The 25,925-nt window shown below is 69.8% G+C and carries 27 protein-coding genes; 15 read left to right on the forward strand and 12 right to left on the reverse strand.

Annotation, left to right across the window (positions count from 1 at the left end):
- The first annotated feature begins 53 nt into the window (after positions 1-53).
- On the forward strand, positions 54-1,889 hold the full coding sequence (locus tag ACWD3I_RS05130; RefSeq protein WP_365394103.1) for an outer membrane protein assembly factor BamB family protein: 1,836 nt from the start codon (positions 54-56) through the stop codon (positions 1,887-1,889).
- 297 nt (positions 1,890-2,186) lie between these two features.
- On the forward strand, positions 2,187-2,894 hold the full coding sequence (locus tag ACWD3I_RS05135; RefSeq protein WP_365394102.1) for a helix-turn-helix transcriptional regulator: 708 nt from the start codon (positions 2,187-2,189) through the stop codon (positions 2,892-2,894).
- Positions 2,895-2,942: 48 nt separating this feature from the next.
- Here the strand turns inward: ACWD3I_RS05135 and ACWD3I_RS05140 are convergent, their stop codons facing one another.
- Positions 2,943-3,263: a hypothetical protein gene (locus tag ACWD3I_RS05140; protein WP_365394101.1), complete on the reverse strand. Its 321-nt coding sequence runs from the start codon at positions 3,261-3,263 to the stop codon at positions 2,943-2,945.
- A 29-nt stretch (positions 3,264-3,292) separates the two neighbouring features.
- The gene (locus tag ACWD3I_RS05145; RefSeq protein WP_365394100.1) at positions 3,293-4,981 is read right to left on the reverse strand and encodes a sodium:solute symporter family protein; all 1,689 of its coding nucleotides are present in this window, start codon (positions 4,979-4,981) and stop codon (positions 3,293-3,295) included.
- A gap of 111 nt (positions 4,982-5,092) precedes the next feature.
- On the opposite strand from ACWD3I_RS05145, the gene galT reads away from it, so the two are divergent.
- The 8 genes from galT (at position 5,093) to ACWD3I_RS05185 (ending at position 12,309) form a co-directional block, all read left to right on the forward strand.
- The gene (gene galT / locus ACWD3I_RS05150; RefSeq protein ID WP_365394099.1) at positions 5,093-6,154 is read left to right on the forward strand and encodes a galactose-1-phosphate uridylyltransferase; all 1,062 of its coding nucleotides are present in this window, start codon (positions 5,093-5,095) and stop codon (positions 6,152-6,154) included.
- Positions 6,151-7,125 carry a UDP-glucose 4-epimerase GalE gene (galE, locus tag ACWD3I_RS05155; protein ID WP_365394098.1) on the forward strand — a complete coding sequence of 325 codons (975 nt, stop codon included), beginning with the start codon at positions 6,151-6,153 and terminating at the stop codon, positions 7,123-7,125. The genes galT and galE overlap by 4 nt, the downstream gene beginning before the upstream one ends.
- The gene (galK, locus tag ACWD3I_RS05160) at positions 7,125-8,276 is read left to right on the forward strand and encodes a galactokinase (RefSeq protein ID WP_365394097.1); all 1,152 of its coding nucleotides are present in this window, start codon (positions 7,125-7,127) and stop codon (positions 8,274-8,276) included. Before galE ends, galK begins: the two co-directional genes overlap by 1 nt.
- Before the next feature lie 157 nt (positions 8,277-8,433).
- On the forward strand, positions 8,434-8,718 hold the full coding sequence (locus ACWD3I_RS05165; protein WP_365394096.1) for a hypothetical protein: 285 nt from the start codon (positions 8,434-8,436) through the stop codon (positions 8,716-8,718).
- Positions 8,715-9,953: a WXG100 family type VII secretion target gene (locus ACWD3I_RS05170; protein WP_365394095.1), complete on the forward strand. Its 1,239-nt coding sequence runs from the start codon at positions 8,715-8,717 to the stop codon at positions 9,951-9,953. The genes ACWD3I_RS05165 and ACWD3I_RS05170 overlap by 4 nt, the downstream gene beginning before the upstream one ends.
- Positions 9,950-10,588 carry a hypothetical protein gene (locus ACWD3I_RS05175; protein ID WP_365394094.1) on the forward strand — a complete coding sequence of 213 codons (639 nt, stop codon included), beginning with the start codon at positions 9,950-9,952 and terminating at the stop codon, positions 10,586-10,588. Before ACWD3I_RS05170 ends, ACWD3I_RS05175 begins: the two co-directional genes overlap by 4 nt.
- Positions 10,585-11,496, forward strand: a complete 912-nt coding sequence (locus tag ACWD3I_RS05180; protein ID WP_365394093.1) for a hypothetical protein — start codon at positions 10,585-10,587, stop codon at positions 11,494-11,496. The genes ACWD3I_RS05175 and ACWD3I_RS05180 overlap by 4 nt, the downstream gene beginning before the upstream one ends.
- Positions 11,497-11,631: 135 nt before the next feature.
- Positions 11,632-12,309, forward strand: a complete 678-nt coding sequence (locus tag ACWD3I_RS05185) for a hypothetical protein (RefSeq protein WP_365394092.1) — start codon at positions 11,632-11,634, stop codon at positions 12,307-12,309.
- Here ACWD3I_RS05185 and ACWD3I_RS05190 read toward each other — a convergent pair.
- On the reverse strand, positions 12,306-12,761 hold the full coding sequence (locus ACWD3I_RS05190) for a GNAT family N-acetyltransferase (RefSeq protein ID WP_365394091.1): 456 nt from the start codon (positions 12,759-12,761) through the stop codon (positions 12,306-12,308). The genes ACWD3I_RS05185 and ACWD3I_RS05190 overlap by 4 nt on opposite strands.
- A 258-nt stretch (positions 12,762-13,019) precedes the next feature.
- Between ACWD3I_RS05190 and ACWD3I_RS05195 the strand changes: the two genes are divergently transcribed.
- Entirely contained in the window at positions 13,020-13,787 is a 768-nt protein-coding gene (locus ACWD3I_RS05195; protein WP_046257593.1) for a LuxR C-terminal-related transcriptional regulator, read from the forward strand.
- Here the strand turns inward: ACWD3I_RS05195 and tamR are convergent.
- Positions 13,746-14,243, reverse strand: coding sequence for a MarR family transcriptional regulator TamR (gene tamR / locus ACWD3I_RS05200; RefSeq protein ID WP_266891343.1), 498 nt, complete (start codon positions 14,241-14,243; stop codon positions 13,746-13,748). The genes ACWD3I_RS05195 and tamR overlap by 42 nt on opposite strands.
- Before the next feature lie 88 nt (positions 14,244-14,331).
- On the opposite strand from tamR, the gene ACWD3I_RS05205 reads away from it, so the two are divergent.
- The 3 genes from ACWD3I_RS05205 to ACWD3I_RS05215 all read left to right on the forward strand — a co-directional run bounded on the left by ACWD3I_RS05205 (position 14,332) and on the right by ACWD3I_RS05215 (position 15,729).
- Positions 14,332-15,129 (forward strand): trans-aconitate 2-methyltransferase, encoded by a 798-nt coding sequence (locus tag ACWD3I_RS05205; protein WP_365394090.1) that lies wholly within the window; start codon positions 14,332-14,334, stop codon positions 15,127-15,129.
- On the forward strand, positions 15,129-15,491 hold the full coding sequence (locus ACWD3I_RS05210; protein ID WP_365394089.1) for a VOC family protein: 363 nt from the start codon (positions 15,129-15,131) through the stop codon (positions 15,489-15,491). Before ACWD3I_RS05205 ends, ACWD3I_RS05210 begins: the two co-directional genes overlap by 1 nt.
- Positions 15,492-15,555: 64 nt before the next feature.
- Positions 15,556-15,729 (forward strand): CsbD family protein, encoded by a 174-nt coding sequence (locus ACWD3I_RS05215; protein ID WP_365394088.1) that lies wholly within the window; start codon positions 15,556-15,558, stop codon positions 15,727-15,729.
- A 21-nt stretch (positions 15,730-15,750) separates the two neighbouring features.
- Here ACWD3I_RS05215 and ACWD3I_RS05220 read toward each other — a convergent pair whose 3' ends face one another.
- Both ACWD3I_RS05220 and ACWD3I_RS05225 read right to left on the reverse strand, forming a co-directional pair.
- Entirely contained in the window at positions 15,751-16,428 is a 678-nt protein-coding gene (locus tag ACWD3I_RS05220) for a TetR/AcrR family transcriptional regulator (RefSeq protein WP_365394087.1), read from the reverse strand.
- Complete coding sequence (locus ACWD3I_RS05225; protein WP_365394086.1) at positions 16,425-17,435, reverse strand: acyl-CoA desaturase; 1,011 nt, start codon at positions 17,433-17,435, stop codon at positions 16,425-16,427. The genes ACWD3I_RS05220 and ACWD3I_RS05225 overlap by 4 nt, the downstream gene beginning before the upstream one ends.
- Positions 17,436-17,736: 301 nt before the next feature.
- Here ACWD3I_RS05225 and ppc point away from each other — a divergent pair, with 301 nt between their 5' ends.
- On the forward strand, positions 17,737-20,496 hold the full coding sequence (ppc, locus tag ACWD3I_RS05230; RefSeq protein ID WP_365394085.1) for a phosphoenolpyruvate carboxylase: 2,760 nt from the start codon (positions 17,737-17,739) through the stop codon (positions 20,494-20,496).
- 76 nt (positions 20,497-20,572) lie between these two features.
- On the opposite strand, the gene ACWD3I_RS05235 is transcribed toward ppc, so the two are convergent.
- The 6 genes from ACWD3I_RS05235 to glmU form a co-directional block, all read right to left on the reverse strand.
- Positions 20,573-21,232, reverse strand: a complete 660-nt coding sequence (locus ACWD3I_RS05235) for an LPXTG cell wall anchor domain-containing protein (protein ID WP_365397540.1) — start codon at positions 21,230-21,232, stop codon at positions 20,573-20,575.
- A 134-nt stretch (positions 21,233-21,366) separates the two neighbouring features.
- Positions 21,367-21,870, reverse strand: coding sequence for a hypothetical protein (locus tag ACWD3I_RS05240; RefSeq protein ID WP_365397537.1), 504 nt, complete (start codon positions 21,868-21,870; stop codon positions 21,367-21,369).
- A gap of 54 nt (positions 21,871-21,924) precedes the next feature.
- The gene (gene pth / locus ACWD3I_RS05245) at positions 21,925-22,527 is read right to left on the reverse strand and encodes an aminoacyl-tRNA hydrolase (protein WP_365397534.1); all 603 of its coding nucleotides are present in this window, start codon (positions 22,525-22,527) and stop codon (positions 21,925-21,927) included.
- Positions 22,528-22,607: 80 nt separating this feature from the next.
- Positions 22,608-23,192, reverse strand: a complete 585-nt coding sequence (locus ACWD3I_RS05250) for a 50S ribosomal protein L25/general stress protein Ctc (protein WP_365397531.1) — start codon at positions 23,190-23,192, stop codon at positions 22,608-22,610.
- 202 nt (positions 23,193-23,394) lie between these two features.
- Positions 23,395-24,375 (reverse strand): ribose-phosphate diphosphokinase, encoded by a 981-nt coding sequence (locus ACWD3I_RS05255; RefSeq protein ID WP_266891365.1) that lies wholly within the window; start codon positions 24,373-24,375, stop codon positions 23,395-23,397.
- A 75-nt stretch (positions 24,376-24,450) separates the two neighbouring features.
- A complete protein-coding gene (glmU, locus tag ACWD3I_RS05260; protein WP_365397527.1) occupies positions 24,451-25,899 on the reverse strand; it encodes a bifunctional UDP-N-acetylglucosamine diphosphorylase/glucosamine-1-phosphate N-acetyltransferase GlmU in 1,449 nt (482 codons plus the stop codon).
- Positions 25,900-25,925 lie beyond the last annotated feature (26 nt).

A 25,925-nucleotide genomic window follows, 5' to 3' on the forward strand; every position in this document is an offset into this window, starting at 1 on the left:
CCTCGCCCCGTCACGTTCCCGCCGTCGTCCCTACTTCCCGAGGTACCCGCGTCATGACCCAGCCGCCGCCCCCGCCGCCCAACCAGCCCCCGCCCGGGGGTGGTTTCGGCCCGCCGCAGGACCAGCCGCCGCAGCAGCCCGGATTCGGCGCCCCGCAGCCGCCGGCCCAGCAGCCCGGCTACGGCTACCCGCAGGCGCCCCCGCCGCCGCAGGGCGCCCCGCAGACGCCCCCGCCCCCGCAGGCACCGCCGGCGGAGCCGGGCTACGGCTACCCCGGCCAGCAACCGCAGCCGTCGTACGGCCAGCAGCCGAACCCGTACGGGCAGCAGCCCGGCGGTTACGGCCAGCAGCCCAACCCCTATGGCCAGCAGCCCGGTTACGGCTACCAGCAGCCGACCATGCCGCTGCACCCCCAGCCCGGTCAGCCGGCCGGTGGCGGACGGAAGATCAGCCCGCAGCTGGCGATCATCGTCGCGGCGGTGGTGGCGATCGCGCTGATCGTGGGCGGCGGTGCCTGGTACGCCTCCTCGTCCGGCGACGACAAGAAGGACACCGCGAGCTCCAGCGGCGGCACCGGCGGTGGCGGCGACGAGAAGGGCGGCACCGGCGGCACCTCCAGCAAGGGCGACGAGAAGGTCCCGTCCAGCACCGCCGCGTCCGTCCTCTTCCAGGTCCCGCAGCCCAAGCCGCCGGTCGACACCACGTACACGGTGAACGGCTCCTGGCTGACCGACACGGTCTACGCCAAGAGCGGCATCGCCGAGGTCGTCGGCTACGACCCCGACAAGGGCACCAAGCTGTGGACGATCAAGCTGCCCGGCCCGGTGTGCCAGGCCAGCCGCCACGCCACCGAGAACGGTCTGACGGCGATCGCCTACGAGCCCGCCATGCCGACGAAGGAACGTACGGCCGGCTGCAGCCAGATCGCGGCGATCGACCTGAGCGCGGGCAAGAAGCTGTGGACCAAGACCGCCAAGTCCGGTGACCGGCCGATCCGCTGGGACAATGTCACCGTCAGCGCGAACACGGTCGCCGCGGGCAGCACCAGCGGCGGCGGCGCCTGGGACATCGAGAGCGGCAAGTCGCTGTGGGCCCCGAAGCCGACCGACACCTGCTACGACGCGGGCTACGGCGGCGGCGAGAAGCTGGTCGCGGTCCGCAAGTGCGGTTCCTACGGCCAGCGCCAGCTGCAGATCCAGACCATCGACCCGGCCTCCGGGAAGGTGATCTCCGAGTACAAGATGGCGACGGGCATCGAGTACGCGAGCATCGTCTCCACCGAGCCACTCGTCGTGGCCGCCGAGGTCGGCGAGGTCGAGGGCGCGCAGGGCATCTCGGACGTCTTCGCCATCGACAACAAGACCGGCAAGCTGCGCTCGCGCATCTCGGTGGATCCCGAGAAGTACGTGGCCCGTTGCGACGGCATCAGCAGGGTCGAGTACTGCTTCCAGATCGTGGTCGGCAACGACCGGCTCTACCTGCCGACCGAGGAGCGCGACGTCACCGGCAGCGACTACTCCCGGACCAACTCGATCGTCGCCATCGACCTGAACAGCGGCAAGGAGACCGGCCAGCGCGCCGACGCGGGTGACGGCTACATGCTCACCCCGCTGCGCATGGACGGCGGCAACGTGCTGGCGTACAAGCGGCCGCCGTACGACAAGGGCGGTCAGATCGTGACCATCGACGGCGGCACCTTCAAGGAGACGAAGCTCCTGGAGAACCCGGCGACGGAGGCGGTGCGCGACGTGGAGACGAGCATGCTCCCCGAGTACTCCGAGATCCTCTACCGCGACGGACGGCTGTTCATGGCGCAGGTCTACGCGAGCGACTTCGGTGGCAGTTCGACCGAGAAGGAGTATCTCGCGGTCGCCTTCGGAACGAAGTGATCGCTCAGCGCGTGTGAATCCGCTGGTGACCACGGCCCCGTCCCTGCTCAGGGGCGGGGCCGTGCGCGTACCACCCATCAACCTCGAATGCCGGAAATTCCGTCGATCCGGGGCACTTCTCACCAGTAGGGGGAGCGCAACGTCGAACAAGCGTGTAGCTTCCGGGGGCATGAAGAGCGGGGGAGCCGGGAGGGGGCTTCTGACCGTGCGACCAGTGGGCATCCATAGTGGAGCATCCACAGCGGGGCATGGGGATCGTTGCATGGGGATCCATTGGGGGGACTGGGGGGTTGCTCGATGGGAGTGCGGCTCATGGTGGTCGACGACCACCGTCTGCTCGCGGAGGCGCTGGCCTCGGCGTTGAAGCTGCGCGGGCACCGGGTGCTCGCCGCGGCGGCACCCGCCGCGGGCGCGGCGGAGCTGGTGATCACCCGGGCGCCCGAGGTGTGCCTGCTGGGCACGGCGACACCGGCCGAACCGGGCATCTTCGACCCGGTGGTGAAGATCAAGCGCGACCGTCCGCAGGTGGCGGTCCTGGTGCTGGGCCCGGTGCCGAGTCCGCGCGGGATCGCGGCCGCTTTCGCCGCCGGTGCCTCCGGCTATGTACGCCATGACGAGCGCATCGAAGGTGTCGAGCGGGCGATCATGAAGGCGAGGGCGGGCGAGGCGGCGGTCGCGCCCCAGCTCCTGCAAGGCGCCTTCAGCGAACTGCTGAACCCGGCCGCCCAGCCCGACGACGAGGGCCAGCGACTGCTCCAGATGCTCACCCCGAGGGAGGTGGAGGTCCTGGTACGCGTCGCCGACGGCGAGGACACCAGGCTCATCGCGGCCGGCATGGGCATCGCCCCCTCCACCGCCCGCACCCACGTCCAACGCGTCCTGATGAAGCTGGGAGTGGGATCGCGCCTGGAGGCAGCGGCCCTGGCGGCCCGAACCGGCCTACTGGACCGAGCGGGCCCGATACCGCACTCCACTCAGGACCTGAGCGGGGGCCCGGAGGCCTGAGCCGGGCCTGAGAACGCTCGACTCCGGCCTCGGCCCCGGCGGGTGTTCCTACTCGGTCGGCTTCTCGGCCTCCATGGTCGGGGGTGTCGGTGGCGGGGTGGGGCGGAGCTTCAGCCACACCAGGAAGAAGATGCCGAGGAGCAGCATCCCGAGGCCGGTCCAGAGGTTGATGTTGACGCCCTCGGCCTTGTCGAGGGTGGCGTCGGAGGGGTTGATGCCGGCGATCGTGACGATGACGCCGTACAACACGAACAGGCCGCCGATGATGCGGCGCAGGTCGAAGATGCGGGCCGCGGTGGCGGACTGGGCCTGTAGTTCGGCGACTTCCCGCTGGACGTCCTTGTCGGAGTATCCGGAGTGGTCGGACATGGTCTCTCAAACTCCCTTCCGGGGCGCGATCAGAACGAGAACGGGATGTAACAGGCGGCAGCCAGGATCACCGCGCCCCAGCCCAGCAGGGCCGGCCTGCGGTACCAGGCGTCGTCGCCCTCGGCCGGTGCCTCGGACATGCCCGGGGAGCGGGTGCCGTAGACCAGGCCCTGGAGCTCCGCCGCCGGCTTGGGCGCGGTGAACAGCGACACCGCGACCATGACCACCGCGCCCGCCACGAAGCCCACGATCGCCGAGACGAAGTTGGCGCCCTGGTCGGTCGGGATGTCGACGATGCCCTGCTTGTAGATCCAGAAGTAGTTCACCATCGCCGCCACCGTGCCTGCCAGCAGACCCCAGAAGCCCGACTTCGCGGACGCGCGCTTCCAGAACATGCCGACGATGAAGACGACGAACATCGGCACGTTGAAGAAGGAGAACAGGGTCTGGAGGTAGCTCATGATGTTCGAGAAGGACGAGGCCAGGAACGCCGTGCCCACCGACGCCACCACGCCGATCACCGTGATCAGGCGGCCGAAGCGCACGTAGTACGCGTCCTCACGGCCCTTCTCCACGTACCGCGCCCAGATGTCGTTCGTGAACACCGTGTTGAAGGACGACACGTTCGCCGCCATGCCCGCCATGAAGGCGGCCAGCAGACCGGTCACCGCGATGCCCAGGACACCGTTGGGCAGCAGCTGTTCCATCAGGTACGGGATCGCGTCGTTGTACTGGTAGCCCGACTCCGTGGTACCGAAGCCGGGGATCAGGGCCGCGGCCGTCAGGCCCGGGATCATCACCAGGAAGACGATGAAGATCTTGGGGTAGGCGGCGATCAGGGGCGTCCGCCGGGCCGCGCTCAGGTTCTTCGCCGACAGCGCTCGCTGGACCTCCGCGAAGTTCGTCGTCCAGTAGCCGAAGGACAGCACGAAGCCCAGGCCCAGCACGATCGTCAGCCAGTTCGCGCCGAGCGGGTTGTCCGAGCCGATGCCGGTACCGCCCCACGCCGTCGTGAAGTCGGCGCCGTGCTGGGCCGTCAGCTTGTCCGTCAGGCCGTCCCAGCCGCCCACCTTCTTCAGGCCCAGCACCACGATCGGGATGAGGGCCGCGAGGATCACGAAGAACTGCAGGACCTCGTTGTAGATCGCCGACGACAGACCGCCGAGCGTGATGTACGCCAGCACGAACGCGCCCGCGACCACGATCGCCACCCACTGCGGCCAGCCCAGCAGCGCCTCGACGACGATCGCGAGGGCGTACAGGTTGACCCCGGAGATCAGGATCGCGGCGAAGGCGAAGAGTGCCGAGCTCAGCAGGTGCGCCCACTTGTCGAAGCGCAGCAGCAGCATCTCGGGGACCGAGCGGACTTTGGAGGAGTAGTAGAAGGGCATCATCACCAGGCCGAGGAAGACCATGGCCGGGATGGCGCCGATCCAGTACCAGTGCACGGTGTAGACGCCGTACTGCGCACTGTTGGCGGCCATGCCGAGGATCTCGGTGGCGGCCAGGTTGGCGGAGATGAAGGCCAGACCCGTGATCCAGGCGGGCAGCGAGCGCCCCGAGAGGAAGAAGTCGAGGCTGGTCTTCACCGAGCGGCGGGCCGCGAACCCGATGCCCAGGACCACCACGAAGTAGATGCCGAGGATCGTGTAGTCGAGCCAGTTCGTGGGGAGTCGCAGCTCGGCTGCTAGATATGTGCCTTTTGTGACAGTTTGCATGGGCAGCCATTCAACCCTTCCACTGGTGCGCTTTGTTTGATTCCGACGTTGACGCGACTGTCGAGTTATGGTTACTTGTGTTTAGTTCTGTTTGAGTGAAGGAGTCCGGCGGTGAAGAAGACCTCGACCCGACTGGCCGACGGTCGCGAGCTCATCTACTACGACCTGCGCGACGACACCGTGCGGGACGCGGTGGACCGCCGTCCGCTGGACCGGACGGTCACCACGTCCGAGGTCCGCCGCGACGTGCTGCTCGGCGACTCGGTCGCGATCGCCTCGCACCGCCAGGGCCGCACCTACCACCCGCCGGCCGACGAGTGCCCGCTGTGCCCGTCGCAGGGCGAGCGGCTCAGCGAGATCCCGGACTCGTCGTACGACGCCGTGGTCTTCGAGAACCGCTTCCCGTCCCTCGCCGGTGACTCCGGTCGCTGCGAGGTCGTCTGCTTCACCTCCGACCACAACGCGTCCTTCGCCGACCTCACCGAGGAGCAGGCGCGCTTGGTCCTCGACGCGTGGACGGACCGGACGTCGGAGTTGTCTCATCTGCCCTCCGTGGAACAGGTGTTCTGCTTCGAGAACCGCGGCGCCGAGATCGGTGTGACCTTGGGTCACCCGCACGGGCAGATCTACGCGTACCCCTTCACCACGCCCCGCACCGCGCTGACACTGCGCTCGGTCGCCGCCCACAAGGAGGCGACGGGCGGGGAGAACCTCTTCGACGCCGTCCTGGAGCGCGAACTCGCCGACGAGCGGGTCGTCCTGGAGGGTGAACACTGGGTGGCCTTCGTGCCGTACGCGGCGCACTGGCCGTACGAGGTGCACCTGTACCCGAAGCGCCGGGTGCCGGACCTGCTGGGGCTCGACGAGGACGCGCGCTCAGAATTCCCCCAGGTTTATCTGGAACTCTTGAGGCGCTTCGACCGGATCTTCGGCGAAGGTGAGCCCCTCACGCCGTACATCGCGGCCTGGCATCAGGCCCCGTTCGGCGCGCTGGAGGAGTTCGAGGGCGTCAACCGTGACGACTTCGCGCTCCACCTCGAGCTTTTCACCATCCGCCGCACGCCCGGCAAGCTGAAGTTTCTCGCGGGTTCCGAGTCCGGCATGAACGTGTTCATCAACGACATCCGGCCGGAGGCCGCGGCCGAGCGACTGCGAGAGGTAGCGAGTTCATGAGCGGTAAGTACCTGGTCACCGGTGGCGCGGGCTATGTCGGCAGCGTGGTCGCCCAGCATCTGCTGGAGGCGGGCCACGAGGTCGTCGTCCTCGACAACCTGACGACGGGCTTCCGCGAGGGCGTCCCGGCGGGCGCCTCCTTCATCGAGGGCGACATCCGCGACGCGGGCAAGTGGCTGGACGGCTCCTACGACGGAGTCCTGCACTTCGCCGCCTTCTCGCAGGTCGGCGAGTCGGTCGTGAAGCCCGAGAAGTACTGGGACAACAACGTCGGCGGCACCATGGCGCTGCTGGGCGCCATGCGCGAGGCGGGCGTGCGGAAGCTCGTCTTCTCCTCCACGGCGGCCACGTACGGCGAGCCGGTCAGCACCCCGATCACCGAGTCCGACCCGACGGCCCCGACGTCGCCCTACGGCGCCTCGAAGCTCGCCGTCGACCACATGATCACCGGTGAGGCGGCCGCCCACGGTCTGGGCGCGGTGTCGCTGCGCTACTTCAACGTGGCGGGCGCGTACGGACAGCAGGGCGAGCGCCACGACCCCGAGTCGCACCTCATCCCGCTGGTCCTCCAGGTCGCGCAGGGCAAGCGGGAGGCGATCTCCGTCTTCGGCGAGGACTACCCGACGCCGGACGGCACCTGCGTCCGTGACTACATCCACGTCGCCGACCTGGCCGAGGCCCATCTGCTGGCGCTGAAGGCCGCGCAGCCGGGCGAGCACCTGATCTGCAACCTCGGCAACGGCGAGGGCTTCTCCGTCCGCCAGGTCATCGAGACCGTCCGTCAGGTCACCGGCCACCCGATCCCCGAGGTCGTGGCCCCTCGCCGCGGCGGCGACCCGGCGATCCTGGTGGCGTCGGCGCGGGCCGCGCGCGAGAAGCTGGGCTGGAACCCGTCCCGCGCGGATCTCGCGGGGATCGTCGCGGACGCGTGGGAGTTCACGCAGAACATCGGCACAGCAAGGGAGCAGTAGTGGGGCAGCAGGTGCGGGACGGTTTCGTCGAGCTCTACGGAACCGAACCCGAAGGTGTCTGGTCGGCGCCGGGCCGCGTCAACCTCATCGGTGAGCACACCGACTACAACGACGGCTTCGTGATGCCCTTCGCGCTGCCGCACACCGCCGTGGCGGCGGTCTCGCGGCGCACGGACGGCGTCCTGCGGCTGCACTCCGCGGACGTCGAGGGCGGGGTCGTGGAGCTGACGCTCGACGCCATGGTCCCGGAGTCCGACAAGAGCTGGACGGCGTACCCGGCGGGTGTCCTCTGGGCCCTGCGCGAGGCCGGCCACCCGGTGACCGGCGCCGACATCCATCTGTCGTCGACGGTCCCGTCGGGCGCGGGCCTGTCCTCGTCGGCGGCGCTGGAGGTCGTGGTGGCCCTGGCCGTCAACGACCTGTTCGAACTCGGTCTGCAGCGCTGGCAGCTGGCCCGCCTGTGCCAGCGCGGGGAGAACGTCTACGTCGGCGCCCCGACCGGCATCATGGACCAGACGGCCTCGGCCTGCTGCGAGGACGGCCACGCGCTGTTCCTCGACACCCGCGACCTGTCCCAGAAGCAGATCCCCCTCGACCTGGCGGCCGAGGGCATGCGCCTGCTGGTCGTCGACACCCAGGTCAAGCACTCCCACAGCGAGGGCGAGTACGGCAAGCGCCGCGCGGGCTGCGAGAAGGGTGCGGCACTGCTGGGCGTGGACGCGCTGCGGGACGTGCCGTACGGCGAACTGGACGCGGCTCTGGCCCGGTTGGGCGACGAGGAAGAGGTCGTACGACTCGTCCGTCACGTCGTCACGGAGGACGAGCGCGTCGAGCGCGTCGTCAAGCTGCTGGAGTCGGGCGACACCCGCGCCATCGGCCCGGTCCTGATCGAGGGCCACGCCTCCCTGCGCGACGACTTCCGTATCTCCTGCCCGGAGCTGGACCTGGTCGTCGACACGGCCATCGCCTCGGGAGCCCTGGGCGCCCGGATGACCGGTGGCGGTTTCGGCGGCTCGGCGATCGTGCTGGCGGACGTCGCCGACGTGGACTCCATCACCAAGGCGGTGGAGGAGGCCTTCGCCGCGGCCGGGTTCACGGCGCCCCGCGTGTTCGAGGCGGTGCCTTCGCCGGGGGCGCGCAGGCTCTCCTGAGGTTCGCCGCTCCCGTCAGCCCCGTGCTCCTCGCCGAGCGCGGGGCTGACCCTTGTTTTGCCCTGTTTGATTGGATCTTGACGAGCGCGAGGCCGATCCCTGACGCGGCCCCCGAGTAGCGTCGATCCGTTCGAGTACGGGCAGACACGGGGGCGAGATGAGCGACCTGTCGGTCGATTACGCGGTGCTGAACCGCGTGCGGCACAACCTCGACCACATCGCCGAGCTGATGAGGAAACCCGGCCGGGAGATGCGGGAGGTCACCGGTGACGCCATGGGGGTGCCCGAACTCGCCCGGCGGATGGACCACTTCGGCGACGAGTGGTCGTACGGCATCAAGCAGCTGACGAAGTTCTCCGAGAAGGCGTCCAAGGCGCTGCTCAAGGTCAAGGAGTCCTTCGAGAAGCTGGACCACGAACTGGCCGAGGCGGGCCGCAAGTGACACCGGAGGACTTCCCGGCCCTGGGGTTCGTGCCCTGCCCCGGTGACCACGCCGCGGCCGACGAGGTGGCCAGGACGGTGCGCCGGACCGCGAAGGCGCTCGTCGAGATCTGCCAGGTCCTGCACGGCACCGGGGCCGGCGACTGGAAGGGGCAGGCGGCGGAGGCCTTCCGGGAGAAGTTCGACGACGAGTTCCGGCCGCGCATGGACGACGCCCGCGACTCGTTCCGTGACGCTGCGACCGCCCTGGAGGACTGGGCGGCGTACATGGAGCGCAAGCAGGCGGCCGCGGTACGGCTGGAGGCGCGGGCGGCCGAGGTCGACGACCGGCCGACCGGTGCCGAGAAGGCCGACGGGAAGAAGGCCGACGAGCACCGGCACCAGCTGGAGGAGCTGCGACGCGAGGGCCACCGGATGGCCGGCGACTACCGGGAGTACGGCGAGCGCATCGCCGACCGGCTGAAGAACGCCATGGACATCGCGCCGAACGAGCCCGGCATGTGGGACCGGCTCGGGGACGCCATCGAGAGCCTCGGCAAGGCCCTGGCCGACCTGCCGGGGGAGGTGGGGGACCTGCTCTCCGCCGTCGGCGACTGGATCGAGGCCCACGCGGACTGGATCACCGTCGCCGCCTCCGTCGTCGGGGTCATCGCCATCTTCTGCCCGGCGCTCGCTCCGCTCGCGATCGGACTGAGTGCGGTCGCGCTGTTCGCGCACGCGGCGTCGTACGGCATGGAGGGACTCTTCCCGCCCACCGGCGAGAACATCGGGAACTGGCTCACGCTGGGCGGCGACGCGCTCGGCATGATTCCCGGCGTCGGAGCGGCGAAGTCGGGCCTGACGGCCGGGTTCAGGGCGGGACGGGCGGCCGAGGGCTTCGTCGCCGGTACCAGGGTCGGCATCAGGACGGCCGCCGTGACGGCGAAGGACGTCATGAAGGCCGTCGACCCGGTCGCCAAGGTGATCGACAAGCCGGTGATGGCCGTCGCCACCAGGCTGGGCGTCTCGCGCGGCGCCGCCCTGACCGCCACGGAAGGGGTCCAGGCCGCGGCCATGCTCGCCTGGACGGCACCGACCGCGGTCAACGCCCTGGGCACGAGCCCGGCGAAGTACGACGCCGCCACTGTGGGCACCGGCGCGGGCAACATCGTCACGGGCGTCGGCGGCGGAAAGGTCGGCGGACTCGTCGCCGTCGGCAGCGCCATCGGTCTCGGCGCCTGGGAGCTGACCAAGTGAGCGCGGCCACTGTCGACCTGCCCGACCTCTGGTTCGAACTGCCGCCGGGATTCCTGGCGTTCGACCTGGCGGAGGATCCGGAGCCCCGGATGCTGAGGATGGCCGACGCGGCCGACTCGCTCTTCGCCGGCGCCACGCAGGAACAGAAGTTCAGCCTCGTCGTGTCCGGCGAGTACCTGCTCCAGACGATGATCGCGGCCGGCGCCGAGCATGTGTCGAGCTGCCTGCTGCGCATGCCCGGGGACCGGCTGTCCCAGGGCACGCTCTGCGTGCTCGTCGAACCGCCGGGGCCGGGGCCGCGGAGCCAGGACCGACAGGGGGCGGCGCGGCGCACGGCCGAACAGTGGGGCGAACTGTTCCCGGACGCCGAGGTCGGGCTGGTCATGCTGCCCTACGGCATCTCCGCCCTCTGCATCCGCGAGCAGGAGCTGCGGATCCCCGGAGCGCTCTTCGGCCTGGACGAACCGGTGGCGACCACGGTCCGACAGGCGCAGTTCTGCGTGCCGCTCAAGACCGGTCCGGGTGCGGCGCTCTTCGTCTTCATGACGCAGGACGTCGAGCACTGGAGCGCGTACGTCGAGGTGCTCGGCGGCATCATGAAGTCGGTCTCGGCCGGAACGGAGACACAGGAATGAGCGGCAGCGCGGAAGCGGCACAGGAGGCTCGGGGGAGGCGCACCCGGCACCCCGTCCCGCTCGCGATCGGCATCGGCTGCTACGTCGTCGCCGTGATCGCCGGGATGTTCTTCCTGGCGGACGACGTCGGCCTGGCCGTCCGGATCCCCCTGTGGATCGTGCACGGCGTCCTGCTCGCCCTGCTGATCCGGAAACTGGGAGCCAGGGAGTCCGGTTCCTACGCGGCCCTGTTCATCGTGCTCACCTCGGCGATGTCCGTGTACGTCGTCGGCCTGGCACGCGACGACCTCACCCTCCGGCAGCGGGGCGAGAAGGTCAGGGCCACGGTCGTGAGGGAATGGCGGGACCCGGCGCAGGGGCGCAGGGCCCGGCACTCGCACTACACGCTGGAACGGCAGGACGGCACCCGGGTGCCGGGCCCCGCCATGGAGACGACGTCCGACCTCTACGACGTCGGCCAGCGGCTGACCGTGATCGAGGACCCCGACGGCGACCTGGCACCGCAGACGCCGGGCCAGGCCGACGCCACCGGCGAGGTGCTCGGCGCGAGCGCACTGGCCCTCGCCGCACTCGCCTGCGTCGGCTGGATGACCTGGCGCGGCTCGGACGCCGCACGGCGCCGTGACGCACGCACGAGCCCGGGCGACGGCCTGCGCAAGGCGTACAAGGCTGTCACCCGCGATCGCACCACCCCGCAGCAGCAGGAGGAGAACCTCCGTGAGGCCCTGCGCACCCACCCCGCCGACCGGCGCGGCTACATCAAGCTCGCCCCCGAGGACTACCCCGACCTGACCCACACCCGAGCCGCCCGTATCGCCCACGAGACGGGCCTGCGCGCGGAGGCGGCCGGCAACCGGGGTTCGTGGCGGTTCGGGGAGCGGGTGGTGGAGGAAGTCCCTGACGAGTGAGGCCTGCCGGGGCTCGGCGCGTGCGAACACGTTGTGGGGATTGTCCCCGAGTCGTCCTGAGACCGTAACTCCCCGGCCAGAACCCCCCGTTCCGTGTGACCGTGGGGCATATCGCCGTGGGCGAAGGGGGATTTCATGGCTGTGCAGGGCGGTCCTCAGGCTTCACCGCGCAAGGAGCCGGGGTGCCTCAGGGGTCTGGTGGCTCTGGTCGTGTTCATCGGGATCATCTATGCGATCTGGTGGTTCACGGGCGGCAAGGACGGTGACGACGAGGCCTCCTCCAGGCCGTCCGTGTCCGCCTCGGCCACCGGGGACGGCGGCGGCAGTTCGGGGGAGTGGAAGGCCGGGGACTGCGGTGGTCCCGATCCGGACCGGGCTCCCGACGGGTACACGGCGTTGAACTGCGACGACTCCGACGCCACCTTCAAGGCGCTGAAGATCATGGACGCCAGTATCCTGCCCGCCGCGGTCCAGTGCCCGGCGGGGACGGACGTGGTCATCGAGGTGTCGATGAGCTTCGGGTCCGACGAGAAGCCGAGCGGCGGCATCCCCACCGACACCGTCTGCGGGCGCAATCTCTCCGACGACCATCCCGGCGACGCGGGCGCGGGCGGCGGGCAGCTGGTGAAGGGGGACTGCGTCGCGGCGGACGTCGCGGAGATCGCGTGCGACCAGGCGGGTTCCGGTGACTTCAAGGTGCTCGGGCTCGTCGACGCCGGTTCCGCCCGCTGCCCCTCCGGCACCACCGACCCCATCCGGCTGACGATGGTGGTGGGACGGCCGTACGACACCGTCTGCGGCCGCAAGTTCTAGCCGATCCGCTTCGTCAGCGTGTACTCGGTGATCCCCGGCGGATAGTCGGGGATCACGCACACCACGTCGTACCCCTGCTTCTTGTAGAACTCCGGTGCCTGGAAGTCCCAGGTCTCCAGGCGGGAGTTCACACATCCTCGCTCGTCGCGGGAGAGTGTCTCCGCCGTCGCGAGCAACTGCGAACCGAGGCCCGCCCCCCGCCACCGGTCGTCCACCCACAGGTATGTCACGTGCAGCCACGTCGTCCAGGTGTGGCCGACCAGCCCGCCCGCCAGTTCGCCCGCGCCGTCCAAAGCCCAGACGTGGAGCGGAAGTTCCCGTTCACCTGGGGTTCCGTGCAGGGCGCGCAGGATCGGTGAGGCCGCCGTGTTCGTGTCGCGGAGCCGTCTGTGGAGCAGATCGCGTCGGCCTCTGTCGACTTCTGTCTCAATGCGAAACATGCGGCTCACCATAAACGTGCTGGACAGCCAGTTCTGCAAATTACCTTCCGCTCCCGGCCCCCGGCCGTACCCTGATGAACAGCACCGGTGGGGGCCGGTGCTGATCAGGGGGCGAGACAGTCGGGTACGGCGCCCGAAGTGGGGGTAGCAGTTCGTGCACGGCGGCGGCCGTGCGGCCATCGCGCTTCGGACGTCGTACCTGCGCCGGTCTTTCCGTCTCCCGACGATGGGGTATCCCCTGCTCTTACAGAGCTTGGGGAAGGGGGTTTCGTGGTTCGCATCCGAGTCCTGGTAGTCGACGACCATCGCATTTTCGCCGAGTCGCTCGCCGCAGCTCTGGCGGCCGAGCCCGATGTCGACGTTTCCGCCGCCGGCAGCGGTCCCGCCGCGCTGCGCAGTCTGGAGCGCGCGGCCGCCGAGGGGCGCCGCTACGACGTGCTGCTCGTCGACGCCGATCTGGGCGGCAACGTCCAGGGCATCCGGCCCGCCGTGCCCGTACAGGAGGGCAACGAGGACGGGCTCGTCGACGGCATCTCGCTGGTGGTCGGGGTGCGTTCCGCGCAGCCCGGCGTACGCATCGTCGTCCTCGCCGAGAAGGACGACCAGCGGCGTGCCGCGCTCGCCCTGCAGGCCGGGGCGTCGGGGTGGGTGGCCAAGGACTGTTCGCTGTCCAGACTGCTGACCGTCATACGAGGGGTGCTGCGGGACGAGACGCATCTGCCGCCCGCCCTGCTCACGGGGGTCCTCAGGGAGCTCACCGCCGCTCGCAAGCACCGCACCGAGAGTGAGCGGCTCGTCGAGTCCCTGACCCCGCGCGAGCGGGAGGTGCTGCGGTGCATGGTCGCCGGTCTGGGCAGAAAGGCCGTCGCCGAGCGGCTGTTCCTCTCGCCGCACACCGTCCGCACCCATATGCAGAACGTCCTCGGAAAGCTCGGCGTGCACTCCACGCTGGCCGCCGTCGCGCTCGCCCGCCGTGCCGGGGTCGGGCCCGTCGACCTAGCCGGGGATGTTGTCGAACGGGGCGGTCAACTGGCGTAGCAACCCCGCCAGTTCGCCCCGCTGGGCCCGGGAGAGCTCCGCGAGGATCGCGCGCTCCTGGTCGAGCAGTCCGGCGAGGGCCTGGTCCGCGCGGTCCTGGCCCTCGTCCGTCAGCCGGACCAGCACGCCACGCCGGTCCGAGGGGTCCGGCAGACGTTCCACCAGGCCCTTCTTGGTCAGCCGGTCGATGCGGTTCGTCATCGTGCCCGAGGTGACCAGGGTCTGTGTCAGCAGCTGCCCGGGGGAGAGCTGATACGGCGTTCCCGCGCGCCGCAGCGCGGTGAGGACGTCGAACTCCCAGGGCTCCAGGCTGTGCTCGGAGAAGGCCAGTCGACGTGCCCGGTCCAGGTGCCGGGCCAGTCTGCTCACCCGGCTGAGCACCTCGAGCGGTTCCACGTCGAGGTCAGGGCGCTCCCGGCGCCATGCTGCGACCAGCCGATCGACCTCGTCCTCCATGGCGATCAGTCTAGTGGTTGTGTCGATGTGGAGTCTCTTGATGTGAAGTCTCTTGACGTCGAGATAAATCGGGGGTCACAGTGGAGCCATGACGACTTGGGACCCCGCCCAGTACCTGCGCCACGCCGACCACCGCGCCCGGCCCTTCGCGGACCTCCTCACCCGCGTCCCCGGCCTGCCCGCCGAGGAGGCGCCCCGCATCGCCGACCTCGGCTGCGGCCCCGGCAACGTCACCGCGGTCCTCGCCGACCGCTGGCCCACCGCCCGCGTCACCGGCTACGACAACTCGCCCGAGATGCTCGACCGGGCCCGCACCGAGCACGAGGGCCCCACGCCGGGCGGCGGCCGGCTCGACTTCGCCCACGCCGACGTCCGCACCTGGGCGCCCGCACAGCCGTACGACCTCATCGTCAGCAATGCCACGCTGCAATGGGTCCCCGGACATGCGGAGCGCTTCGCCGACTGGATCGCGGGGCTCGCGCCGGGCGGCACCTTCGCCTTCCAGGTGCCGGGGAACTTCGGCGCCCCCAGCCACCAGCTGATGCGCGAACTCGCCCACACCGCCGGCCTCGGCGACCTCCTGCGCCACGACGACGCCGTCCTCACCCCCGAGACCTATCTGGAGCACCTGACCGCCCTCGGTTGCACGGCCGACGTGTGGGAGACGACGTACATCCACCTCCTCACCGGTGAGGACCCGGTCCTCGACTGGGTGAAGGGAACGGGACTGCGGCCCGTCCTCACCGCGCTCGCCGACGATCCGCAGAACCGCGACGACTTCGTGGGCCGCTACCGGGACGCCCTGCGCAAGGCCTATCCGGCGGGACCGCACGGCACACCCTTCCCGTTCCGCCGGATCTTCGCCGTCGCCCGCAAGGGGGCGTGATGCTCACCGGGGTCGACCACGTCCAGCTCGCCGCACCGCCGGGCTCCGAGGACCGGCTGCGGGCGTACTACGTCGGCGTGCTCGGCATGGCGGAGATCCCCAAGCCGCCGGTGCTCGCCGCGCGTGGCGGGTGCTGGTTCCGGGCGGGGGCCGTGCAGCTGCACCTGGGCGTCGAAGATGATTTCCGGCCCGCCCGGAAGGCCCACCCCGGGCTGCGGGTCACGGACATCGAGACGTACGCGGCCCGGCTTGAGGCCCACGGCGCCACGGTGACCTGGGACGCCGACCTGCCGGGACACCGGCGCTTCTACTCCAGCGATCCCGTCGGCAACCGGCTGGAGTTTCTGGAGCCGGTTGTTTGAGCCTCCCCACGCAGGCCACTCGCTGGAGTGACAGCGGGGGACGATCCAGCCGGGAGTGAGTGACGTGGCGAAGGAACAGAAGGCCCGGGCGAAGAAGGAACAGGCCAAGGGCAAGGCCAAGGAGACCATGGGCCGCGCGGTCGGCAACGAGCGGATGACCGCCGAGGGCCGCACCGAACAGGCCAAGGGCGACATGCGCCAGGCCAAGGAGAAGGCCAAGGACGCCTTCAAGCGGTGACCCCGAGGGGCGCCGCGGGACTCAGCTCTTGCGGCGCCCTATCAGGTGCGGCTTCTGCTCGAGGCCGTCCAGCCCGTGCCACGACAGGTTCACCAGGTGCGCGGCGACCTCCGCCTTCTTCGGGCGGCGCACGTCCAGCCACCACTGGCCGGTCAGGGCGACCATGCCGACCAGGGCCTGGGCGTACAGCGGGGCCAGCTTCGGGTCGAAGCCGCGAAGCTTGAACTCGCGGCCCAGGATGTCCTCCACCTGGGTGGCGATGTCCGAGATCAGCGAAGCGAAGGTACCCGTCGACTGCGGGATGGGGGAGTCACGGACCAGGATGCGGAAGCCGTCCGTGTACTCCTCGATGTAGTCCAGGAGTGCGAAGGCCGCCTGTTCGAGGAGCTCGCGCGGATGGCCGGCGGTCAGGGAGCTCGTGACCATGTCGAGCAGGCGCCGCATCTCACGGTCCACCACCACCGCGTACAGGCCTTCCTTGCCGCCGAAGTGCTCGTACACCACCGGCTTGGACACCCCGGCCTTCGCCGCGATCTCCTCCACCGACGTGCCCTCGAACCCCTTGGCGGCGAAGAGGGTGCGACCGATCTCGAGCAGCTGCTGACGACGCTCGGCACCCGTCATCCGGGTGCGGCGCGTGCGCCTTGGTTTCTCATTGCTCTCGGTGCTGCTGGAGTCGGTCGCCACGGCGTCAATCATGCCGCCTTCGCGGGCTCCTTCCCGCGTCGGGAGCCGCCTTCGTCGGTGTTACGGCGCGAATCGATACGTGAGCGTGACGGCCAGCGGACGTCGTACGCCCAGCCGAACATCTCGAACCAGCGGATCAGACGCGCCGAGGAGTCGATCTGGCCGCGCTCCACCCCGTGCCGCGCGGAGGTCGGGTCGGCGTGGTGCAGGTTGTGCCACGACTCACCGCAGGACAGCACCGCCAGCCACCACACGTTGCCCGAGCGGTCCCGCGACTTGAACGGCCGCCTGCCCACCGCGTGGCAGATCGAGTTGATCGACCAGGTCACGTGGTGCAGCAGACAGACCCGGACCAGCGAGCCCCAGAGGAACGCCGTGAACGCGCCCCACCACGACATCGTCACCAGACCGCCGACCAGCGGGGGGATGGCCAGGGAGAGCATCGCCCAGAAGATGAAGTCCCGGGAGATCCGGCGGATCGCCGGGTCCTTGATCAGATCCGGCGCGTACTTCTCCTGCGGGGTCTGCTCCTCGTCGAACATCCAGCCGATGTGCGCCCACCACAGGCCCTTCATCAGCGCCGGAACCGTCTCGCCGAACCGCCACGGGGAGTGCGGGTCGCCCTCCGCGTCCGAGAACTTGTGGTGCTTGCGATGGTCGGCGACCCACCGCACCAGAGGCCCCTCCACCGCCATCGACCCCGCGATCGCCAGCGCGATCCGCAGCGGGCGCCTGGCCTTGAAGGAGCCGTGGGTGAAGTAGCGGTGGAAACCGATCGTGATGCCGTGACAGCCGAGGAAGTACATGAAGACGAGCAGGCCGAGGTCCAGCCAGCTCACTCCCCAGCCCCACGCCAGCGGCACCGCCGCGAGCACGGCGAGGAACGGAACGACGATGAAGAGCAGGAGGGTGATCTGCTCGAGCGAACGCTTCTGCTCGCCGCCCAGGGTGGCGGACGGCATCGAAGGATCGTCGGGCGCCTTCGGGGCGTCTTCGATCACATCGGAGCTTGTGGTCATGGGGCGTCCCCTGTGGGGTTCGAGGGTTTTGTGACAAGGGCCTGGTCAGCGGAGCCTGTGGAAGGGGAGCGGGACTCCCTACGGTTCCGTAACCTACGGCGTCGTAAGTATGGCAGCGCGTCGCCCGACGGCAAGAGCCCGAGAGTCTGCGCGTCCGCACGGACACCTATCCTGGAGTCGTTCGGACAGCGCGGTCCGCTCTCATTTCTTCCCGGATGTCCGGTCCGTATGCGGCAGCAGCCGTCGGACCGGTACCGGGTTCCCTCCCGGACGAGCTTCAACACTGCAAGGAGCCGCACCTGTGAGCAGTGCCGACGACAAGACCGTTTCTCAGGAGACCACCTCCGCCGAGCTGCGCGCCGACATCAGGCGACTGGGGGACCTCCTCGGCGAGACCCTCGTCCGGCAGGAAGGCCCGGAGCTGCTGGAACTCGTCGAGAAGGTCCGCAGCCTCACCCGTGAGGACGGTGACGCCGCCGCCGAACTGCTGCGGGGCACCGAGCTGGAGACCGCCGCCAAGCTGGTGCGCGCCTTCTCGACCTACTTCCACCTGGCCAACGTCACCGAGCAGGTCCACCGAGGCCGTGAGCTCAGAGCCAAGCGTGCCGCCGAGGGCGGCCTGCTCGCCCGCACCGCCGACCGCCTCAAGGACGCCGACCCCGAGCACCTGCGCCAGACGGTCCAGAACCTCAACGTTCGTCCGGTGTTCACGGCGCACCCCACCGAGGCCGCCCGCCGCTCGGTCCTCAACAAGCTCCGCCGTATCGCCGCGCTGCTGGAGACCCCGGTCCTGGAGACCGACCGCCGCCGCTACGACACCCGCCTGGCCGAGAACATCGACCTGGTGTGGCAGACCGACGAACTGCGTGTCGTACGCCCCGAGGTGACCGACGAGTCCCGCAACGCCATCTACTACCTCGACGAGCTGCACGCGAACGCGGTCGGTGACGTCCTGGAGGACCTGACCGCCGAGCTGGACCGCGTCGGCGTCACCCTCCCCGAGAACACCCGCCCCCTCACCTTCGGCACCTGGATCGGCGGCGACCGCGACGGCAACCCGAACGTCACCCCCCAGGTGACCTGGGACGTCCTGATCCTCCAGCACGAGCACGGCATCAACGACGCGCTCGACCTGATCGACGAGCTGCGCGGCTTCCTCTCCAACTCCATCCGCTACACCGGCGCCACCGAGGAGCTGCTCACCTCGCTCCGGGCCGACCTGGAGCGCCTCCCGGAGATCAGCCCCCGCTACAAGCGCCTCAACGCCGAGGAGCCCTACCGGCTCAAGGCCACCGCGATCCGCCAGAAGCTGGAGAACACCAAGCTGCGGCTCGCCAAGAACACCCCGCACGAGGACGGCCGCGACTACCTCGGCACCGCCGAGCTGCTCCAGGACCTGACGCTGGTCCAGACCTCCCTGCGCGAACACCGCGGCGGCCTGATCGCCGACGGCCGGATGAACCGTACGATCCGTACGCTCGCCGCCTTCGGCCTCCAGCTCGCCACCATGGACGTCCGCGAGCACGCCGACGCCCACCACCACGCCCTCGGCCAGCTCTTCGACCGGCTCGGCGAGGAGTCCTGGCGCTACGTGGACATGCCCCGCGACTACCGCGGCAAGCTGCTCGCCAAGGAGCTCAGGTCGCGCAGGCCGCTGGCGCCCACCCCGGCCCCGCTGGACGCGGCCGGCGAGAAGACCCTCGGCGTCTTCCACACCGTCAAGCGCGCCCTCGACGTCTTCGGACCCGAGGTCATCGAGTCGTACATCATCTCGATGTGCCAGGGCGCCGACGACGTCTTCGCCGCCGCCGTCCTGGCGCGCGAGGCGGGCCTGATCGACCTGCACGCCGGCTGGGCCAAGATCGGCATCGTGCCGCTCCTGGAGACCACGGACGAGCTCAAGGCCGCCGACACGATCCTGGAGGACATGCTCTCCGACCCCTCCTACCGGCGCCTGGTCGCGCTGAACGGGGACGTGCAGGAGGTCATGCTCGGCTACTCCGACTCCTCGAAGTTCGGCGGCATCACCACCTCCCAGTGGGAGATCCACCGCGCCCAGCGCCGGCTGCGTGACGTCGCGCACCGCTACGGCGTGCGTCTGCGCCTGTTCCACGGCCGCGGCGGCACCGTCGGCCGCGGTGGCGGCCCCTCGCACGACGCGATCCTCGCCCAGCCCTGGGGAACCCTGGAGGGCGAGATCAAGGTGACCGAGCAGGGCGAGGTCATCTCCGACAAGTACCTGGTCCCCTCGCTGGCCCGGGAGAACCTGGAGCTCACGGTCGCGGCCACCCTCCAGGCCTCCGCCCTGCACACGTCCCCGCGTCAGTCCGACGAGGCGCTGGCCCGCTGGGACGCCGCGATGGACGTGGTGAGCGACGCGGCCCACGCCGCCTACCGCCGTCTGGTCGAGGACCCGGACCTGCCGTCGTACTTCCTCGCGTCGACGCCGGTGGACCAGCTCGCCGACCTGCACCTCGGCTCGCGGCCCTCGCGACGGCCCGGCTCGGGCGTCTCCCTGGACGGCCTGCGCGCCATCCCGTGGGTGTTCGGCTGGACCCAGTCCCGCCAGATCGTCCCCGGCTGGTTCGGCGTCGGCTCCGGCCTGAAGGCGCTGCGCGAGGCGGGCCTGACTGCGACATTGGGAGGAGAGGGCGTGCTCGACGAGATGCACGAGCAGTGGCACTTCTTCCAGAACTTCATCTCCAACGTCGAGATGACCCTGGCCAAGACCGATCTGCGGATCGCCCGCCACTACGTCGAGACCCTGGTCCCGGCCGAGCTCCAGCACGTCTTCGCCGACATCGAGGCCGAGCACGCGCTGACGGTCCGCGAGGTCCTGCGGATCACCGGCGAGACCGAACTCCTGGACGCGCAGCCCGTCCTGAGGCAGACCTTCGCCATCCGCGACGCCTACCTCGACCCGATCTCCTACCTCCAGGTGGCCCTGCTCAAGCGGCAGCGCGACGCGGCCGCCGCGGGCGAGGAGGCGGACCCGACGCTGGGCCGCGCCCTGCTGCTGACGGTCAACGGTGTGGCGGCGGGTCTGCGCAACACCGGCTGACGGTCTCTCGTGACATGGCGGTGCCCCCGAGCCTCGTACCGGCTCGGGGGCACCGCCATGTCGGGGCTTTGCGGCCCTACGACGCCTTGCGACGCCGGAACACCAGGTAGCCGCCCGCCGCGACCAGCACCGCCGCGGCACCGCTCAGCAGACCGACGGGGGCACCGCTGCCGGTCTCGGCGAGATCGCCGGCGCTGCTCCGGGCGGACGGGGAGGAGGAGGCGGACGGGGTTCCCGCGGCCTCGGCGGGCTGCGAGACGGAGGCCGAGGGCGAGGCGGGGGCGGACGGCGTCGCCGTGCCGTCACCCGGGTTGCCGTCGTCGGTGTCCTCGCAGTCGGTCCAGAACACCTTGTGCTTGGCGGAGCCCTTCTCCCCCTCGAAGTTCCAGAACAGCTTGTAGTGGCCGTCCGGCAGCGACAGGTCCTCCGTACGGCCATGACCCTCGCCGTCGAGGGTGATCTCGCCGGACTTCACGGTCTCGCCCTTGACGCCGGCCGTCGGGGCCCAGGACTCGATGTGCCAGTCGACCTCCTGGGCGCTGTCGAAGCCGAAGGCGTCCAGGTAGAAGGTGCAGACGTGCGGTTCGTTGCGACGGAGTTCCTCGCCGGTGGAGGCGTCGTGGATCTTCACGGTCCCGTTGTCACCGGGGGCGGTGGCGTGGGCGGAGGGAGTGGCCGCGAGCAGGGCGGCCACGGCGACGCCGGACAGGGCGCCGGCGCGGGTGAGGGTACGCATGGGCAGTCCATCTTCGAGATGTGACAGGGAAGATGTGGAGGGGGCGGCTCAGCTTCCAGCCCCGCCTGACCCAAGGTCAATCACGAACAGGCAACGCTCAGGTCCTCCACAGGTGTGGAGAACCCCGAAAGCCGTCAGATGGTCACGAAAACGGCGGTGAGCAGTGCGATTCCCGCCCCCGCCATGACCCACGCGCCCCGCGTGCGCCCCAGTCCGCCCGCGACGACGACCGACGCCAGCAGCAGCGCACCGCCCAACGGAACCCAGGCGTAGAGAATCCCGGCCGGCCCGGAGCGGACCACGTCGTCACTGCTGGGCTTCACGACGACGGTGTACGTCTGTCCCCTGCGCACCGCGACCGTCTTCTCGATGACGACCTTCGCGCGCGGCGTGGACCCCTGCGAGATCGGCGTGTAGGGCCCGGTGCAGGTGTCGCCCCCGCACCGCGTCACCTCGATCGTGCCGCTCTCCCGGCCCTTGGTCAGCATCACGTGCTGCGCGGTGCCCCACGACGCCCACACCCCCGCGATCAGGATCAGCGCCGCGACCGTACCCATCGCCGCGAGCCGTCCGAAGCGGAGGGCGGCGACCGAGGCCGGGCGGGAGGCCTGACGGGACTTGGCGGCTGTGGCAGGCATGGCGGGGATCATTGGCCATGCCTGATCAGCCCGTCAACTTCGGTAGGTGACAAGTCAGGAGTTGTACGTGCTTTGCGCCCGCTCCAGCCCTTCGACGACCAGACTCTCCACGGCGTCCGCGGCCCGGTCCACGAAGTAGTCGAGCTCCTTGCGCTCGCCCGACGAGAAGTCCTTCAGCACGAAGTCGGCGACCTGCATCCGCCCCGGCGGCCGTCCGATCCCGAACCGCACCCGGTGGTACTCCGCGGTGAACGCCTTCGTCATCGACTTCAGACCGTTGTGCCCGTTGTCGCCGCCGCCGAGTTTGAGCCGCAGCGTTCCGTAGTCGATGTCGAGCTCGTCATGGATCGCCACGATGTTGGCGACGGGCACCTTGTAGAAGTCCTTGAGCGCGTTCACCGGCCCACCGGACAGATTCATGTACGACATCGGCTTGGCCAGGATCACCCGGCGGTTGAACGGCCCGGGCGGCCCGATCCGCCCCTCCACGACCTGTGCCTGTGCCTTGCCGGCCCGCTTGAACCGCCCCCCGATCCGCTCGGCCAGCAGATCGGCCACCATGAAACCGACGTTGTGCCGGTTGGCGGCGTACTCCGGCCCGGGATTGCCGAGGCCGACGATCAGCCAGGGCCCGTTGGCATCGGTCGTCACGTCCATCTCTCCTTCACGGTCCCTCGATACGCGCCGACCGCCGCCCCGAGGGGAGCGGCGGCCGGCAGTCGCTGTTGCGGGGAGGATCAGGCCTCGGTGGCGTCGGCCTCGGCGTCCGCCGGGGCCTCCTCGGCCTGGGCGGCCAGGACCTGGAGCACGACCGCGTCCTCGTCGGTCGCCAGCGTGGTGCCCTCGGGCAGCGGGATGTCCTTGGCGAGGATGGAGGCACCGGCCTCCAGGCCCGCGATGGAGACGGTGACCGACTCCGGGATGTGCGTGGCCTCGGCCTCGACGTTCAGCGTGCTCAGCACGTGCTCGAGCAGGTAGGCGCCCGGCGCCAGCTCGCCCTCGGTGTGCACGTAGACCTCGACGTTGACCTTCTCGCCGCGCTTCACCAGAAGCAGGTCGACGTGCTCGAGGAAGCCCTTGATGGCGTCGCGCTGCACAGCCTTCGGGATCGCCAGCTGGGTCTTGCCCTCGATGTCCAGGGTGAGCAGGACGTTCGGGGTACGCAGGGCGAGCTGCAGCTCGTGGCCCGGCAGGGTGATGTGGACCGGCTCGGCACCGTGACCGTAGACAACGGCGGGAACCTTGCTGGCACGGCGGATACGGCGGGCCGCACCCTTGCCGAACTCGGTGCGGGTCTCGGCGGCGAGCTTGACGTCAGCCATGGTCACTCCTCGTAGAACAGTTGGGGAAGGTGGTCACCCGGCCAAACCATCGGCCTGCTACGAAGAGCGCGTCGATAACGGAGCGCCGACACCCGCGTGAACAGGTACGGCCTCCCTCGCCGAGCAACTTGCGCAGTCTACTCGGCGGGGGAGGCCGTAGAAAAATCGATCATGCAGAAGCGTTCTGCCACATGGGCAGGGCTCAGTGCTCGTCGAAGAGGCTCGTCACCGAACCGTCCTCGAACACCTCACGTACCGCGCTCGCGATCGTCGGCGCGATGGAGAGGACCTTGATCTTGTCCAGGTCCGCGCCCAGCTCGCCCGGCGTCGGCAGCGTGTCGGTGAACACGAACTCGCTCACACGGGAGTTCTTGAGCCGGTCGGCGGCCGGACCGGAGAGCACACCGTGCGTGGCGGTGACGATGACGTCCTCGGCGCCGTGCGCGAAGAGGGCGTCCGCGGCCGCGCAGATGGTGCCACCGGTGTCGATCATGTCGTCGACGAGGACGCACACACGACCCTTGACCTCACCCACGACCTCGTGGACGGTCACCTGGTTCGCCACGTCCTTGTCGCGCCGCTTGTGCACGATGGCCAGAGGCGCGCCGAGCCGGTCGCACCAGCGGTCGGCGACCCGCACCCGGCCCGCGTCCGGGGACACGACCGTCAGCTTGGACCTGTCGACCTTCCTGCCCACGTAGTCCGCGAGCAGCGGAAGGGCGAAGAGGTGGTCGACCGGGCCGTCGAAGAAGCCCTGGATCTGGTCGGTGTGCAGATCGACGGTGAGGATGCGGTCGGCACCGGCCGTCTTCATCAGGTCCGCGATCAGACGCGCCGAGATCGGTTCACGCCCACGGTGCTTCTTGTCCTGGCGCGCGTAACCGTAGAACGGCACGATGACCGTGATGGAGCGGGCCGACGCACGCTTCAGCGCGTCGATCATGATCAGCTGCTCCATGATCCACTGGTTGATCGGAGCCGTGTGGCTCTGGATCACGAAGCAGTCCGCACCTCGCGCCGACTCCTCGTAGCGGACGTAGATCTCGCCGTTCGCGAAGTCGAAGGCCTTGGTCGGGACAACCCCGACGCCCAGCTGCTCGGCAACCTCCTTGGCAAGCTCGGGGTGGGCGCGGCCGGAGAAGAACATCATCTTCTTCTCGCCGGTCGTCTTGATCCCGGTCACAGCTGTCTCCTCAGAGGTGTCTCAACTGGGTGTGCATTTATCACGGTACGCCGTCCCGGACGCACCCGTTTCCGGTCAGTCTTCGCTCTCGACCTGCCGAGAAGCCGACTCGGCCGCCTTCGCGGCCGCGCTCCCGGGACGCTTGCGAGCCACCCAACCCTCGATATTCCGCTGCTGACCACGGGCCACAGCGAGCGAACCGGGCGGCACGTCCTTCGTGATCACGGACCCGGCGGCGGTGTACGCACCGTCCCCGACCGTGACAGGAGCCACAAACATATTGTCCGAACCGGTGCGGCAGTGCGAGCCGACGGTGGTGTGGTGCTTGTCCTGCCCGTCGTAGTTCACGAAGACGCTCGCGGCACCGATGTTGGTGTGGTCGCCGATGGTGGCGTCACCGACATAGGAGAGGTGCGGAACCTTGGTGCCCTCGCCGATCGAGGCGTTCTTGGTCTCGACGTACGTCCCGATCTTGCCCTTGGCGCCGAGGCGGGTACCGGGCCGCAGATAGGCGTACGGCCCCACGGTCGCGTTCGGGCCGACGTGGGCGCCGTCGGAGACGGTGTTGTCCACGCGGGCGCCCGCTCCGACCACGGTGTCCTTGAGCCGGCTGTTGGGTCCGACCTCCGCGCCCTCGCCGATGTGGGTGGCGCCGTGCAGCTGGGTGCCCGGGTGGACGAGGGCGTCCTGCTCGAAGGTGACGGTGACGTCGACCCAGGTCGTGGCCGGGTCGATGACGGAGACGCCGGCGAGCATGGCGCGGGTCAGGAGACGGTCGTTGAGGATGCGGCGGGCCTCGCTGAGCTGGACCCGGTTGTTGATCCCGGCGATCTCGCGGTGGTCACCGGCGACGGAGGCGCCGACGCGGTGACCGGCCTCGCGCAGGATCCCGAGGACGTCCGTGAGGTACTCCTCGCCCTGCGAGTTGTCGGTGCGGACCTTGCCGAGAGCGTCGGCGAGGAGCTGTCCGTCGAACGCGAACACACCGGAGTTGATCTCACGGATGGCGCGCTGCGACTCGGAGGCGTCCTTGTGCTCGACGATCGCGGTGACGGCACCGGAGACACCGTCGCGGACGATACGGCCGTAGCCGGTGGCGTCGGGGACCTCGGCGGTGAGCACGGTGACGGCGTTGCCGTCGGTGGTGTGGGTGGCGGCGAGGGCGCGCAGGGTCTCACCGGTGAGAAGGGGAGTGTCCCCGCACACGACGACGACGGTCCCGTCGACGACACCGCCCAGCTCTTCGAGCGCCATGCGGACGGCGTGCCCGGTGCCGTTCTGCTGCGCCTGGACCGCGGTGCGTACGTCGGGGTCGATGACGCCGAGGTGCTCGGTGACCTTCTCGCGCGCGTGGCCGACGACGACGACGAGATTCTCGGGGTCCAACTCCCGCGCTGCGGCGAGCACATGACCCACGAGGCTGCGGCCACAGATCTCGTGCAGGACCTTGGGTGTGGCCGACTTCATACGGGTGCCCTCACCCGCTGCGAGAACGACGACGGCTGCCGGGCGAATGGCGCTCACGGGATGCCCTTCGGCTGTGGAGGGGG

It is taken from the genome of Streptomyces sp. NPDC002817 (genome assembly GCF_053592055.1).

Bases quoted from the DNA above. Each gene is read 5' to 3' on its own strand.
- ACWD3I_RS05185 (WP_365394092.1), top strand. From the start codon at position 11,632: ATGGCTGTGCAGGGCGGTCCTCAGGCTTCACCGCGCAAGGAGCCGGGG.
- tamR (WP_266891343.1), bottom strand. From the start codon at position 14,243: ATGGAGGACGAGGTCGATCGGCTGGTCGCAGCATGGCGCCGGGAGCGC.
- ACWD3I_RS05205 (WP_365394090.1), top strand. From the start codon at position 14,332: ATGACGACTTGGGACCCCGCCCAGTACCTGCGCCACGCCGACCACCGC.
- ACWD3I_RS05165 (WP_365394096.1), top strand. From the start codon at position 8,434: ATGAGCGACCTGTCGGTCGATTACGCGGTGCTGAACCGCGTGCGGCAC.
- pth (WP_365397534.1), bottom strand. From the start codon at position 22,527: ATGGACGTGACGACCGATGCCAACGGGCCCTGGCTGATCGTCGGCCTC.
- ACWD3I_RS05220 (WP_365394087.1), bottom strand. From the start codon at position 16,428: ATGATTGACGCCGTGGCGACCGACTCCAGCAGCACCGAGAGCAATGAG.
- ACWD3I_RS05145 (WP_365394100.1), bottom strand. From the start codon at position 4,981: ATGCAAACTGTCACAAAAGGCACATATCTAGCAGCCGAGCTGCGACTC.
- ACWD3I_RS05130 (WP_365394103.1), top strand. From the start codon at position 54: ATGACCCAGCCGCCGCCCCCGCCGCCCAACCAGCCCCCGCCCGGGGGT.
- ACWD3I_RS05235 (WP_365397540.1), bottom strand. From the start codon at position 21,232: ATGCGTACCCTCACCCGCGCCGGCGCCCTGTCCGGCGTCGCCGTGGCC.
- galE (WP_365394098.1), top strand. From the start codon at position 6,151: ATGAGCGGTAAGTACCTGGTCACCGGTGGCGCGGGCTATGTCGGCAGC.
- ACWD3I_RS05180 (WP_365394093.1), top strand. From the start codon at position 10,585: ATGAGCGGCAGCGCGGAAGCGGCACAGGAGGCTCGGGGGAGGCGCACC.
- ACWD3I_RS05240 (WP_365397537.1), bottom strand. From the start codon at position 21,870: ATGCCTGCCACAGCCGCCAAGTCCCGTCAGGCCTCCCGCCCGGCCTCG.
- ACWD3I_RS05225 (WP_365394086.1), bottom strand. From the start codon at position 17,435: ATGACCACAAGCTCCGATGTGATCGAAGACGCCCCGAAGGCGCCCGAC.
- ACWD3I_RS05210 (WP_365394089.1), top strand. From the start codon at position 15,129: ATGCTCACCGGGGTCGACCACGTCCAGCTCGCCGCACCGCCGGGCTCC.
- ACWD3I_RS05140 (WP_365394101.1), bottom strand. From the start codon at position 3,263: ATGTCCGACCACTCCGGATACTCCGACAAGGACGTCCAGCGGGAAGTC.
- ACWD3I_RS05135 (WP_365394102.1), top strand. From the start codon at position 2,187: ATGGGAGTGCGGCTCATGGTGGTCGACGACCACCGTCTGCTCGCGGAG.
- ACWD3I_RS05190 (WP_365394091.1), bottom strand. From the start codon at position 12,761: ATGGTGAGCCGCATGTTTCGCATTGAGACAGAAGTCGACAGAGGCCGA.
- ACWD3I_RS05250 (WP_365397531.1), bottom strand. From the start codon at position 23,192: ATGGCTGACGTCAAGCTCGCCGCCGAGACCCGCACCGAGTTCGGCAAG.